Annotated in this window: 12 protein-coding genes; 3 read left to right on the top strand and 9 right to left on the bottom strand. The window is 67.5% G+C overall.

Annotation, left to right across the window (positions count from 1 at the left end):
* Positions 1-195, bottom strand: a 195-nt coding sequence (locus tag BM228_RS14100) for a transposase (RefSeq protein WP_139234092.1), incomplete at its 3' end; no start/stop codon positions are given.
* Positions 196-395: 200 nt separating this feature from the next.
* Here BM228_RS14100 and trhA point away from each other — a divergent pair.
* The 3 genes from trhA to BM228_RS14085 all read left to right on the top strand — a co-directional run bounded on the left by trhA (position 396) and on the right by BM228_RS14085 (position 4,126).
* Entirely contained in the window at positions 396-1,079 is a 684-nt protein-coding gene (trhA, locus tag BM228_RS14095) for a PAQR family membrane homeostasis protein TrhA (protein WP_092041480.1), read from the top strand.
* 129 nt (positions 1,080-1,208) lie between these two features.
* Positions 1,209-2,405 (top strand): glycosyltransferase family 4 protein, encoded by a 1,197-nt coding sequence (locus BM228_RS14090; protein WP_092041428.1) that lies wholly within the window; start codon positions 1,209-1,211, stop codon positions 2,403-2,405.
* A gap of 200 nt (positions 2,406-2,605) precedes the next feature.
* Entirely contained in the window at positions 2,606-4,126 is a 1,521-nt protein-coding gene (locus BM228_RS14085) for an undecaprenyl-phosphate glucose phosphotransferase (RefSeq protein WP_092041425.1), read from the top strand.
* A 42-nt stretch (positions 4,127-4,168) separates the two neighbouring features.
* Here BM228_RS14085 and BM228_RS14080 read toward each other — a convergent pair whose 3' ends face one another.
* The 8 genes from BM228_RS14080 to BM228_RS14040 form a co-directional block, all read right to left on the bottom strand.
* Complete coding sequence (locus tag BM228_RS14080; protein WP_092041422.1) at positions 4,169-4,522, bottom strand: hypothetical protein; 354 nt, start codon at positions 4,520-4,522, stop codon at positions 4,169-4,171.
* Positions 4,523-4,735: 213 nt separating this feature from the next.
* Entirely contained in the window at positions 4,736-7,309 is a 2,574-nt protein-coding gene (locus tag BM228_RS14075) for a TonB-dependent receptor (RefSeq protein WP_092041419.1), read from the bottom strand.
* 257 nt (positions 7,310-7,566) lie between these two features.
* Positions 7,567-8,205: a hypothetical protein gene (locus BM228_RS14070; RefSeq protein ID WP_092041416.1), complete on the bottom strand. Its 639-nt coding sequence runs from the start codon at positions 8,203-8,205 to the stop codon at positions 7,567-7,569.
* Between the two features lie 13 nt (positions 8,206-8,218).
* On the bottom strand, positions 8,219-9,106 hold the full coding sequence (locus BM228_RS14065; protein ID WP_425284942.1) for an ABC transporter permease: 888 nt from the start codon (positions 9,104-9,106) through the stop codon (positions 8,219-8,221).
* Between the two features lie 268 nt (positions 9,107-9,374).
* Positions 9,375-10,115 carry an ABC transporter ATP-binding protein gene (locus BM228_RS14055; RefSeq protein ID WP_092041411.1) on the bottom strand — a complete coding sequence of 247 codons (741 nt, stop codon included), beginning with the start codon at positions 10,113-10,115 and terminating at the stop codon, positions 9,375-9,377.
* Positions 10,112-10,321: a hypothetical protein gene (locus tag BM228_RS14050; RefSeq protein ID WP_092041474.1), complete on the bottom strand. Its 210-nt coding sequence runs from the start codon at positions 10,319-10,321 to the stop codon at positions 10,112-10,114. Before BM228_RS14050 ends, BM228_RS14055 begins: the two co-directional genes overlap by 4 nt.
* 245 nt (positions 10,322-10,566) lie before the next feature.
* Positions 10,567-11,001: a cupredoxin domain-containing protein gene (locus BM228_RS14045; protein ID WP_092041406.1), complete on the bottom strand. Its 435-nt coding sequence runs from the start codon at positions 10,999-11,001 to the stop codon at positions 10,567-10,569.
* 104 nt (positions 11,002-11,105) lie between these two features.
* On the bottom strand, positions 11,106-12,089 hold the full coding sequence (locus BM228_RS14040) for a YVTN family beta-propeller repeat protein (RefSeq protein ID WP_092041403.1): 984 nt from the start codon (positions 12,087-12,089) through the stop codon (positions 11,106-11,108).
* Positions 12,090-12,170 lie beyond the last annotated feature (81 nt).

Here is a 12,170-nt window from a genome sequence, read left to right as displayed (position 1 = left end):
ACTCATCCCGCAGCCGCAGCCCATCTCCGCTGGCAGCATCTCCCACGGAACGCCTGAGCGCAGCACGAACAGAATGCCGGTCAACGCAGCTCGGTTCTCGATCGGCCGTCGGACACCTTTTGGACGTGGGCGGGACGGCGGCAGAAGCGGCGCAATCTCGGTCCAGAGATCATCGGGCAGAAGCGGACGAGCCATCACGACCAACGCCCGCCCGCCCAATCCGTGCCCGTTCTGTTAGGCGCTCTTAGACACCGGTGGGGCGTGGCGGCCACGCCCAACAAGACTTTTACCACGCGACAATAGAACCTTGGGATAATCTCCGCGTCAGCACTTTGCATAGGGAACGACTGAGCGCTTTTAAGCTTTAGGCTGCAGGCGTAGCAGGAGGCTTCATGATGTCTCTCGCGGAGGATGGTCGCCCGCTGACTCTGACGTGGCATTACACGCCCCGCGAGATCGTGGCGGACGGCGTGATCCACGGGCTCGGGGTCGTCTTCGGCCTCGCCGGCGCGGCGGCGCTGGTGGCGACAGCCCTCACCGCCCATCTGGGCTTCGGCGAGCGGGCCGCGGTGGTGCTCTACGCCACGGCCCTGGTGCTGATGCTCGGCGTCTCCGCGGTCTACAACCTCTACCCTGTCAGCCCGCGGAAATGGCTCCTGCGCCGGGCCGACCACGCCCTGATCTACTTGATGATCGCCGGCACCTACACGCCTCTCGTGGCGCTTGTCGGCTCCGGCCCGCGCGCCTACGTCCTGCTGGCGGTGATCTGGCTGGTCGCGCTGATCGGGATCGCGGTCAAGCTGTTCCTGCCGGGCCGGTTCGACCGGCTCTCGATCGCCCTCTACCTGCTGCTGGGGTGGAGCGGATTGCTCGCCTATGAGTCGGTGATCGCCGCCCTGCAACCCACCGCCCTATGGCTGCTGGCGATCGGCGGCCTGCTCTACTCGGTGGGCGTCCTGTTCCACGTCTGGCGGACGCTGCCGTTTCAGAACGCGATCTGGCACGGCTTCGTGCTGGCCGCGACCGCCTGCCATTACGGCACGATCTGGGCCAGCCTGAACGGCCTGCCGCTGACGTGAATTGATCCACAGCAGTAAAACTCTGCTTACCTTCTCGCCGAAAAGGCTGTTCGAGCTGAGTTCCGTTTAAGTTTACTGCGACGGCCGCTGCACCACAGTACCGGGATTGCTATTCCCGGGAGCGATACCGTGGCGGCCGAGCCGAACGAGACCCGAAACCCCCAGCGCCACCGCATCCTGCACGTGTTCCGCGCGCCGGTCGGCGGCTTGTTCCGGCACGTGATGGACCTCGCCCGCCTTCAGGCGGCGGCAGGCCATGCGGTCGGCATCGTCTGCGACGCCAGCACCGGCGGCGAGCGCGGCGAGCGCGCCCTGGCCGAGCTGATGCCGTCCCTGAAACTTGGCCTTGTCCGGATCCCGATGCGGCGCAACCCGCACCTGTCGGATTGGACCTGCCTGCGGGCCGTCGCGCGCAGGGCTCACGCCGTCGGCGCCACCGTGCTCCACGGGCACGGCGCCAAGGGCGGGGTCTATGCGCGCCTCGCGCCGGCCTCGGCGATCCGGGCCTACACGCCCCATGGCGGCAGCTACAATTACCGTCCCGGCAGCGCCCTCCACAGGACCTACATGGCCGCCGAGGCCGTGCTTGCCCGCCGGACCGACGCGTTCCTGTTCGAGAGCGAGTACGTCGCCGGCCGGCACCGGGCCTTCGTCGGCGGCCCGGAGCAGGTGACCCGGATCGTGCATAACGGCATCGCCGAGGCCGAGTTCGCCCCCGTCCCCTTGGCCGAGGATGCCGCCGACCTGCTTTATGTCGGCGAGCTGCGCGAGGCGAAGGGCCTGCCCTACCTGCTCGAAGCCCTGGTCCGCCTGCGCGCCGAGGGCCGGCCGCTGCGGCTGCTGATGGTCGGATCCGGGCCGGATGCCGAGAGCTTGCGCAGCATGGTTGAGCGGCTCGGCCTCTCGGACGCGGCGTCCTTCGAGCCGCCGCAGGCGATCCGGTCTGTGCTGGCCCGGGGTCGCATCCTGGTCGTGCCGTCGCTCGCGGAATCCCTGCCCTACGTCGTTTTGGAGGCGGCAGCCGCGTCCCAACCGCTGGTCGCCACCCGCGTCGGCGGCATTCCCGAAATCTTCGGGCCGATGGCGGATGATCTCGTCCCGTCCCGCGATTCTGAAGCCCTCGCCGGGGCGATCCGCCACGTGCTCGATGAGGCCCCGGACCTGCTTGCGGCCCGCGTGCGGGCGCTCAGCGAATCCATCCACCAGCGGTTCTCCTTGGAGCGGATGGGGGCCGATGTCGTCTCGGGTTATGCGGCGGCGTTCCAGGCCCGGGAGGAGCGCGTCAGTGTCGGCGCGCGCAAGCTCGCCCAGGCGCGCACGGCCTGAAAGCGGGAACACGCGCATGTGACCCCGAATGCGCGCTTGCCATGACGGAAGTAGATCCCGGCGGGCGCGTGTTTAAGTTTTTATACGATGCCTCGTGCGAGGGTCCTGGCCCAGAGCATCATGCTGAAAGGCAGTTTCCGGCCTATGGAAACAGATGATGTGACTTGAGGCCCGGCCACTCGCCCGGGAGGAGCCGATCGATGAGCGCGTTCGATATCCGCGATCTTCTCGAGGCCGCCGGACCTCTCGACGGGCCGGCGGCTGCCGCCCGCGGCGGCGTGGGTCAGCGGGCGGAGACGCTCGCGCCCGGGCCGTCCGCGATCTCGCCGGTGGTGGTGGCCGGGCTGGTGCGGGCGCTCGAATTCGCCCTGATCTTCGCGCTGGGCGCGCTGCTGCACCTGCTGATGCTGCGCGGCCGGGTGCCGTTCGGGCTGACTTATGCCGGCGTCATCGGGCTCGTCGCCGGATTCACCGTGGCGCTGATCCAGGCCTCGGGCGGCTACCGGATCTCGGCCTTCCGGACCTTCGCCAAGACGGCGATCCGGCTGATCGCCGCTTGGTCCATGACCTTCCTGATGGTCGCCGCCCTGCTCGTGCTCGCCAAGATCGCCGACCATACTTCGCGCCTGTGGCTCGCGGCTTTCTACGGCACTGGTCTCGCGACCCTGCTGTCCGGGCGCTTCGCCCTCTCCCGAATCGTCGACGCCCAGACCCGCGCCGGCCGCTTCGACCGCCGCACCGCCATCGTCGGCGGCGGAAAGCCCGCCGAGGAGCTGATCGCCGCCCTGGAAGCCCAGAGCGACAGCGGCATCCGCATCGTCGGGGTGTTCGACGACCGCAACGCCGACCGCTCCTCAGACACGGTCGCCGGACACAAAAAGCTCGGCAATGTCGACGACCTCGTGGCCTATGCCCGGCACGCCCGGCTCGACCTGATCGTGTTCACGATCCCGATCACCGCCGAGGCGCGGATCCTCCAGATGCTGGCCAAGCTCTGGGTGCTCCCGATCGACATCCGCCTCTCGGCCCATGCCGCCAAGCTGCGGCTGCGCCCCCGGAGCTACTCGTATCTCGGCTCGGTGCCGGTGCTCGACGTGTTCGACCGGCCGATCGCCGATTGGGACGTGGTGGTGAAGGCCGTGTTCGACCGCTGCGTCGGCCTGATGATGCTGCTGGCCCTGTCGCCGCTGATGATCGGCGTGGCGCTCGCGGTGCGGCTCACTTCGCGCGGGCCGGTGCTGTTCCGGCAGAAGCGCCACGGCTTCAACAACGAGCTGATCGAGGTGTTCAAGTTCCGGTCGATGTATGTCGACCAATGCGACGCAGGTGCTGCCCGGATGGTCACGCGCGGCGATCCGCGGGTGACACCGGTCGGCCGCTTCATCCGCAAGACCTCGCTGGACGAGCTGCCGCAGCTGTTCAACGTCCTGAAGGGCGACCTGTCCTTGGTCGGGCCGCGCCCGCACGCGCTCCAGGCCAAGGCGGCCAACACGCTGTATGATCAGGTGGTCGACGGCTATTTCGCCCGCCACAAGGTCAAGCCCGGCATCACCGGCTGGGCTCAGGTCAACGGCTGGCGGGGCGAGACCGACACGTCGGAGAAGCTGCAACGGCGCGTCGAGCACGATCTGTTTTATATCGAGAACTGGTCAGTTCTGCTCGACATGCAGATCCTGCTGACCACGCCGTTCGCGCTGTTCAAGACTGAGAACGCGTATTGAGCGGTCGAGTCGGCGCCTCTCGGGCGCCGACCTGATCAAGCCCTACGGCAGGGCGCCGGCCTTTTCCTTGGCCTGCATGATCGTGTTGCGGCAGGCCTCGGCATTGCCGGCCTTGTCCTCGGCGGCGGCCTTGGCGACGAGCTTCTTGGCCTCGTCAACACCCGAGGCGGTGGGCTTCACGTCGGCATCGCCCTTCGTCAGAGCCGGCGGGGTCGCCAGCGCCTTGTCGGAATGCGACGAGGTCGTGCCGCCGGGGGGCGTCGTGCCCGTCACCGAGGCGGCGCCGGCGCTGTCCAGGCGCTTCTGCAGCGTGGACACTTCGTCGGCGCACGGGGTCGCCCAGGCGGGCGTGGCGGCGGCGAGGGCCAGGGCAGCGAGCGCGAATCTCATCATCATCGAGGCGTGTCTCCGTAACGTTCAGGGCGTGCCCGGCTGCGATCCTGTGGATCGGCCGAGGCGTCCGCCGTTCCGGGAAGAGACGCAGGGCGCCGAACCCCGTTCCTGAGGCGTGAGGCCGCACGGCGTTGCGCCTCGGGGTCCGAAAACGCGAAGGGCGCCCCGCCCGGCCCGAAGACCGTGCGGAGCGCCCTGCCATGACGACGGCGTATCTCAGTACTTGCGGATGATCGGCTCGGGCGACATCGGCACCGGGTCGGCGCCGAAGGCGTAGCGGATGCCGCCATAGATCGAGAGCGGCTGCGCCAAGGTCGTGGTCCGCGGATCGCTGATCCGCAGGTTGCCGGCAACCGCACCCGGCTCGGCGAAGGTGCCGAAGGTGGCGTAGCGGTTGTTGGTCAGGTTGGTGATGAGGCCGAACACTTCCAGGTTCTTGGTCACCTGATACTTCGTCTGGAAGTTCATCACATAGTAGGGCGGCAGCTTGCGGTTCAGGTTCGACTCGTCGCCGCGGTAGTAGGAGGACGAGAAGGCCTGCAGGTAGAGGCCGACCTGCCAGTCGGGGGTGATAAAGTAGTCGAACCCGGTCTTGAACTGATGGGTCGGCACCAGCGGCACGACGTTGCCCTTGCGGACCTGGATCGCCCCGTCATCCGCGAGCGGGTTGTTGGGCGAGGACAGGGTGCCGTTGAACTGGAAGGTGGCGTCGATCAGGGCGTAGTTGGCGTAGACCCGCAGGTAATCGGCCGTGTACTCGCTGCCGACCTCGATGCCCTGACGCTGGGTCGAGGGCACGTTCACGAAGTAGGCACGGGCCGTGTTGCCCGGGGTGGCGAGCGAGAGGATGTCGTTCGTCAGGTCGGTGCGGAAGGCGCCGATCTTGTAGGTGATGATGCCGCCGTCATAGGTGTTCGGCAGCTGGCCGCGGAAGCCGACCTCGTAGGTCCGCCCGGTGACCTGCTTGAGCGGCGGATCGGCCACGAGCGAGTTCGGCAGCAGGCACGGCCGGTCCGGATTGGCGCAGGCCAGTTCCAGCGGCGTTGGGGCGCGGTTCGATTCCGAGTAGCTGCCGTAGAGGTTCAGCGCGTCCGCGAAGCGGTAGGTCAGGCCGGCGACCGGATTGATCTTGTTGTAGTAGTGCGTGCCGGTCACGTCCGGCGAGAAGCCGGTGAGGTCCTCGCTCTGGATGCGGGCGAAGTTGAGCCGCGCGCCGGCCGTGAGCGACAGACGGTCGGTCACGTCGAGGGTGTCGAGGGTGTAGAGGCCCATATAGAGGTTCGAGCCGTTGACCGAGCTCGGCGCGATGCCGAGCGCGCCGGCGGTCCGGAGCTGCGGCGTGCCGAGGCCCGGGATGTTGCCGTAGAACGGGTTGTTCGGGTCGGTGGTGATCGACAGGTTCGGGTTGATCACGCCCAGGGTGCTGGACGACTTGAACGAGTAGTTGGCGGCATCGATGCTGCCGCCGACCACGAAGGTGTTGGGCAGGCCGAACACCCGGTCGCGGTTGGCCGCCTGCAGCGAGCCTCCGAAGCCTGTCGCCTCGGTGTTGGTCACATCCAGGGTGCCGTACGGGATGCCGGCCCGGAACGGAACGCGCTGGTTCTGCTGGCCGAGGATCAGGAACTGGTTGCGGAAGGCGAGCTGCGACTGGCCGGCCGCCGGGCTGAAGCCGTCATCCTCGAAACAGAGGTTGCCGCGGAAGCTGGAGCGCGTGCTGCAATTCTCGAAATTGCCGTCGTTGCCGTCGACATAGGTCTGGCTGAAGCGGCGGAAATAGGCGTTTCCGGCCAGATCCCAGGTCGGCGACACGTCGACCCGGCCGGTGAGCTGGATCGTGCCGACCTCCGTGGTGGTGGTCTGCGGGTAGGTGAAGATCGCCCGCGGGTCGCGATGGGTGAAATCCACCGGCGTCGCCGCAGCGGCGCCGAAGAAGCTGCGGGCTGCGAGCCCGATCAGGTGGAACTCCGAATCCTGCGAGCGGTAGCCGATATCGCCGTAGAGCCGGCCGATCGTGCTCGGGCTCTCGTAGCGCCAGCCGCGGTCGTTCAGGCCGTCGCCGGTGAAGTAGACGCTCCACGGGCCGGAGACCTTGCCGTATTCGAGATAGCCGGCGGTGCGTGCGTCCGAGCCGCCGTAGGCCGAGATTTCGGTGCCCTGCCAGGTGAAGCCGTTCTTCATCTGGATGTTGACCGCGCCGCCCAGCGCGTTGAGGCCGAAGACCGGGTTGCCGGTGACGACGTCGATCCGCTGGATCGCCTGCGGCGGGATCAGATCGAAGTTGACGATGTCGCCGAAGGCCTCGTTGATACGCACGCCGTTCTGGTAGACGGCGAGCCCCTGCGGGACGCCCTGGACCGGCGAGGCGGTGAAGCCGCGATAGGTGACGTCGGGCCGGTTCGAGTTGCCCTGCGAGTCGGACAGGTTGAGGCCGGGCGTGCGCCGGGCGAGGGTCGCCACGATGTTGTCGCTGCCGCGGTCCACCGTGATGTCACTGGCCGTGACAGTCTCGACCGTGCTGGGGATCTTGTAGAGCGGCTGCTCGCTGCCCCGCAGGCGGACTGGGCCCAGCGGAGGCGGCGCCGAACCCGCGGGCTCGAGCCCGCCCGGGCCGTTGAGGTTCTGGACGCGGCTCGAATTGCCGCCGCCCGAACCCACCGGCGAGGTCGAGACCACGCTGATCTCGCCCAGCGTCACCGCGCTCTGCGCCTGTGCGGCGCTGGGCAGCATCGCCCCGCCCAAAACCGACGCCGACGCGACCAGGCTGCTCCGAAGCGCCCTCAGTGACATCCCAATCCCCTTGCCTTGAACCCGCGCTCGTTGCTTTCGAGCTTGGCTTCACTCTTGGAGGGCAAAGGAAAAGGACACAATTGATGGGAAACCACGCGCGCACTGTTTCGGCAATCTTTCGGATATACCGATATCGAACGCCGGCGCACGTGATGTTACGGCAACAGTTTCTGCAACGATTTCAGCAGCTTAGGGAGTATCCGGCAAGGCACCCGGGATAATTCGGCAATCCCATTCCTGGGACTTCGTTCGCCCGATCAGAGACGGGCTTGAATCAACCGGGCGATCTCGCCGAGCCGCTGCTCCAGCAACTGTGGAACCTCGCAGACATAGGTCAGCGATTGGCTGCGCTCCTGGAAGATGCGGCGGTCCCAGGCGAACTTGGTCTCCAGCTCCGACTGGTCCTTCGGCAGCTCGGTGGCGTCCGTGGCGCTCGGCGCGTCCTTGGTCTGGCTGATCTTGTCAGCCTCGTCGCGGATCCGCTCGGCCATCCGGCGCTGGCCCTGGGCGTAGCGGGCGATCCCGCCCATCACCTTGTCGCGCTCGCCATTGATGACCTCGAACACGCCGGCGTAGACCCGGGTCAGTGCCTTGTCCTTCGCGTCCTTGTCGGCTCCGAGCTTCTCGGCGAAGCCGTCGAGCAGCGGCCCCACCTGGGACAGCTCGGTGCGGCGGGACGCGATCTTCTGAGCCAGCACGGCGGCGTCGTTGTCGCTGCCCCAGTCGCCGGCGGCGGCGATGTCCGGCCCCGTCCAGAACTGGCCGGCGCTGAGCGTCGCGACCTTGCGCTGGACGCAGGGCCAGTCCGGATCCTGCCGCGGCTGGGCGAAGGCCGGACCGCTCAGCAAGGCGAGACCAAGAACGGGATAGAGCGCGCGGGTGGCGAAGCGGTTCATCGAGCGTTTTCCATCAGTTGGTGTCGCCGGCCGGGCCGCCGCGCCGGGCCATGATGCCGCGACCGGGATCGTAGGCGACGACCGCCATGCCGAAGAAGGTGAGGGTCACGCCGATCACGACCGCGCAGGCGACCGGCTCGTACTGGACATAGAGGGCGTAGCGGACGAGCTGGACCGCGTGGCTGAACGGGTTCAACTCGCAGATCCAGTAGAGCGTTTCCGAGGATTCCCGGATGCGCCACAGGGGGTAGAGCGCCGAGGAGGCGAAGAACATCGGGAAGATCACGAAGTTCATCACGCTGGCGAAGTTTTCCAGTTGGCGCACCAGCGACGACAGGAACAGCCCGATCGCCCCGAGCATCAGCCCCGAGGCCAGGAAGGCCGGGAGCGCCGCCAGGTATCCGAGCGGGGGGATGTCGGTCTCCCAGAAATACGCCACCGCCAGGAACGCGTAGGCCTGCACGATCGAGACCGAGACGCCGGCGATCAGCTTGGCGAGCAGCAGCAGCCAGCGCGGATAGGGCGAGGTCAGCAGCACCTTCATCGACCCGACCTCGCGGTCGTAGACCATCGAGAGCGAGGATTGCATGCCGTTGAACAGCTGGATCATCACCGCCAGCCCGGGCACCACGTAGACCTCGTAGAGCACGTAGGTCTGGTAAGGCGGCTCGATCGACACCCCGAGGGTGTTGCGGAACCCCGCCGCGAAGATGAACAGCCACACGAGCGGCCGGACCAGAGCCGAGAAGAACCGCTCCTTCTGGTTGAAGAAGCGCAGCAATTCCCGCCGGACGATGCCGCCGAGGCAGATCAGATAGCCGACCGCATCGAGCCGCCCCATCTGGCGCGCGGTTTTCTGGGTCGGGGGCGCCGGAACGGCCGTGGCGAGAGGCGTCGTCATGTGAGCGGACCTCTACGCGGCAAGCCGATTTGGGTCGCGCCGCCGCGGTGGCAAAGGTCGCGCAGAGGGGCACAGCGGACGCGACGTACTCCCGCTCCCGTGTGGGAGAGGGCTGGGTTGAGGGGTGCGCGCTGTCCGGACAAACCTGTCCCCTCACCCTGTCCCTCTCCCGCACGGGAGAGGGGACCCGCGTCTCGCCCGGAGGCGGACGGAGCCGATGGTGCGCGGCGAAGCGATCCCGCCCAATTCTGAGCTGGCAATACACTCTTCACGCCGCCGCCCTCCCCGGCTCGGCGACGAGGCGGCGGAAGGCGTCGGCCAGGCCCTCACCGGGCGCACCGATATCCCCGGCCCGACCCCGGGCGACAATACGCCCGCGGTGCAGCACCACCGCGTCGTCCTCGGAAGCAATCTCCTCGAAGATGTGGGTCGCCCAGAGGACGGACAGCCCCTCCTCGCGCACCAGCGCCCGGACGATGGCCACGATATCGGCACGGGATTCGACATCGAGCCCAACGGTTGGCTCATCCAGGAGCAGCAGGTCCGGCCGGTGGATCAGCGAGCGGGCGATCTCGATCCGGCGCGACTGTCCCCCTGAGAGCGTGCGGACCTTGTCGTGGCGCCGGTCCGCCAGGCCGACCCGGTCGAGCAGCGTGCCGACGCGCTGCTTCCCGGCCTTGCGGGCGATGCCGTGGAGGCTCGCGTGATAGAGCAGGTTCTGCTCCACGGTAAGGTCGGTATCGAGGGTGCGGGCCTGGAACACCACGCCGAGCCGGGCCAGGGCCCGGGAGGGCTCACGATCGAGCCCATGGCCGAAGATCGAGACCCGGCCGCTCTGGTTGGTGTAGAGCCGGGTGATTACCGAGAACAGAGTTGTCTTGCCGGCGCCGTTGGGCCCGAGCAGGGCCGCGAAACGCCCGCGCTCGACCGTGAGCGACACGTCATCGAGCGCCGCCCGGGCCCCGAAGCGGTGGCCGACATGCTCGACCAGCAGCGCGGCCTCGCTCATCGGCCCAGGACCTTGCGGGCATCCGCGACGGCGTCGAGGCACTCGTCGAACTCGCCCTCTTTCTGCTCGCGCTCGGCGACCCGGAGGGCCTTTTTGAGTTTTGGGAGCGCGGTCTCGGACGGGTTCGCCGCCAGCGCATCGCGGATCATTGTGATGCCCGCGGCGCAGGAGGCGGCGTCGTCCGCCGCGAGGGCGGGCGTTGTCAGGAGAAGGGCAAAAAGGCCGAGCGCGAGCCCCCTCCCCCCTCTGCGGGGGAGGGTGGCCCCCGAGGGGGGGCGCAAGAGGGGAGCAACGGTGCAGGAGAAAGCGCCAGCCTTCACACCAGCTCCGCCAACTTCTGAACCCGAGTTCCCCTCTCCCGATGTCTGCTGACGCAGGGGCCACCCTCCCCCGCAGAGGGGAGAGGGAAACGCAGCGGGGAACGCGGGCTTAATTCCGAACACGGCGCCCATCACTTCACCGTCAACGTGCCGGTCATGCCCTTCGCCTCCAGGCCACGGGCCTCCCACTTGTAGGCCCCCGGCTTGATCGCGACGAACTCGACGGCGATCTCGCCCGGCTCATCGAATTCGAGGTGATCGGGCGGCCCGCCGCCGTGGATCTCCTTGTGCTCGATGACGATCTGGTTGAGCCAGATGTAGCGGAAGAACTCCGGCGCGTAGAACTTGTACTCCTGGCCACCCTTGGCGACGACGCGCAGCCGGTAGGCCTTGCCGGATTCGAGCGTGATGTCCCGGTTCTCGACCGCGAAATCGTTGCCCTGATCGTCGCCGAGGACGAGGTCGGGCAGGTTCTCCCGCTTCTTGGTCAGATCGAGGGCGGACGCCGGACCGGCCGCGAACAGGCCGGCCAGGGCGAGGGCTGCGATCCGAAACATCCGCATCATGTCGTTCCTACCCCTATGCCGCCAATTCGGCGATCGTTTCCGCTTCATGGGCGGCATGGCCAGTCCTGCCGCCCGCCCAGCGCATTTGCAAAATTCGAAAAGAGTTAGTTTGGAGAGATGGCGACGCCCCAGGGCAGCAGGCCGACCGGGATGCTCTTGACCACCTTTTCGGCGGCTACGTCGATCACCGAGACGTCGTTGGAGGTGCCATTGGTAGTGAACAGCATTTTCTGGTCGGGTGTGAAGGCGAGCTGCCAGACCCGCTGGCCTACCGGCAGGTACTTCTCGACCGCGTAGGACTTGGCATCGACCACCGCGACCCGGTTGGCCGGACCCAGCGCCACAAAGGCCTTGGTGCCGTCCTTGGTGATGCGGATGCCGACCGGCTGGATCGCCTCGTCGTTCACGCTCGGGATCTTGAAGGTGATCTTCTTCACCACGCGGCGCTGGGCGACGTCGATCACGCTGACCGTGCCCCCGACCTCGGCCGAGACCCACAGGAACTTGCCGTCGGCGGTGAACTCGGCGAACCGCGGCCTTGCATCCACCAGCACGTTGTCGATCACCTGAAACGTCTTGGTGTCGATGAAATGGGCCATGTTGGTGGTCTCGGAGGTGTTGACTAGGATCTTCCCGTCCGGCGACAGGCCCATCCCCTCCGGCTCGACCCCGACCGGCACCTCGGCCAGGACCTTGTTCTTCTCGATGTCGATGATCGTGACCTGGCTGTCGTCCTCGTTGGCGACGTAGAGCGGGTTGCCAGAGGCATCGAGGATGAACTGCTCCGGATCCGGGCCCGAGCGGAGGGAGCGGACGACCTTGCCGGAGCTCGTGTCGAGCACGTCGATCCGGTCGTCGTCACTGGCGCAGACGAACACCTCCTTGCCGTCCTTCGACACGGTGATCCCGCGGGGCCGGCGCCCGACCTTCCAGGTCGCGGTCACGGCCATGGTGGTCGTGTCGATGACGCTGACCGAGTTGCCCTTCTCGTTGGTCACGTAGGCTGTGAAGGCCAGGGCCGGCCCGCCGAGGGCGAACCACGCTCCGAGGGCGAACACACTCAGACCTGCCTCGACGCGGCGGCGCATGCGACTTCCTTCCCTTGTGACGTCCCGGCGTCCTCGAAGGACGTTCTCGACAATCGATTGTAGTGCGTCGTCCGCGGGTTG

Origin of the sequence: Methylobacterium pseudosasicola, assembly GCF_900114535.1 — a bacterium.
GTDB classification, from domain to species: domain Bacteria; phylum Pseudomonadota; class Alphaproteobacteria; order Rhizobiales; family Beijerinckiaceae; genus Methylobacterium; species Methylobacterium pseudosasicola.
Note: the sequence above shows the minus strand (reverse complement) of the source record. Positions and strands in the feature narration are given on the sequence as shown.

Bases quoted from the DNA above. Each gene is read 5' to 3' on its own strand.
- BM228_RS14065 (WP_425284942.1), bottom strand. From the start codon at position 9,106: ATGACGACGCCTCTCGCCACGGCCGTTCCGGCGCCCCCGACCCAGAAA.
- BM228_RS14080 (WP_092041422.1), bottom strand. From the start codon at position 4,522: ATGATGATGAGATTCGCGCTCGCTGCCCTGGCCCTCGCCGCCGCCACG.
- BM228_RS14085 (WP_092041425.1), top strand. From the start codon at position 2,606: ATGAGCGCGTTCGATATCCGCGATCTTCTCGAGGCCGCCGGACCTCTC.
- BM228_RS14075 (WP_092041419.1), bottom strand. From the start codon at position 7,309: ATGTCACTGAGGGCGCTTCGGAGCAGCCTGGTCGCGTCGGCGTCGGTT.
- BM228_RS14045 (WP_092041406.1), bottom strand. From the start codon at position 11,001: ATGATGCGGATGTTTCGGATCGCAGCCCTCGCCCTGGCCGGCCTGTTC.
- BM228_RS14070 (WP_092041416.1), bottom strand. From the start codon at position 8,205: ATGAACCGCTTCGCCACCCGCGCGCTCTATCCCGTTCTTGGTCTCGCC.
- BM228_RS14040 (WP_092041403.1), bottom strand. From the start codon at position 12,089: ATGCGCCGCCGCGTCGAGGCAGGTCTGAGTGTGTTCGCCCTCGGAGCG.
- trhA (WP_092041480.1), top strand. From the start codon at position 396: ATGTCTCTCGCGGAGGATGGTCGCCCGCTGACTCTGACGTGGCATTAC.
- BM228_RS14055 (WP_092041411.1), bottom strand. From the start codon at position 10,115: ATGAGCGAGGCCGCGCTGCTGGTCGAGCATGTCGGCCACCGCTTCGGG.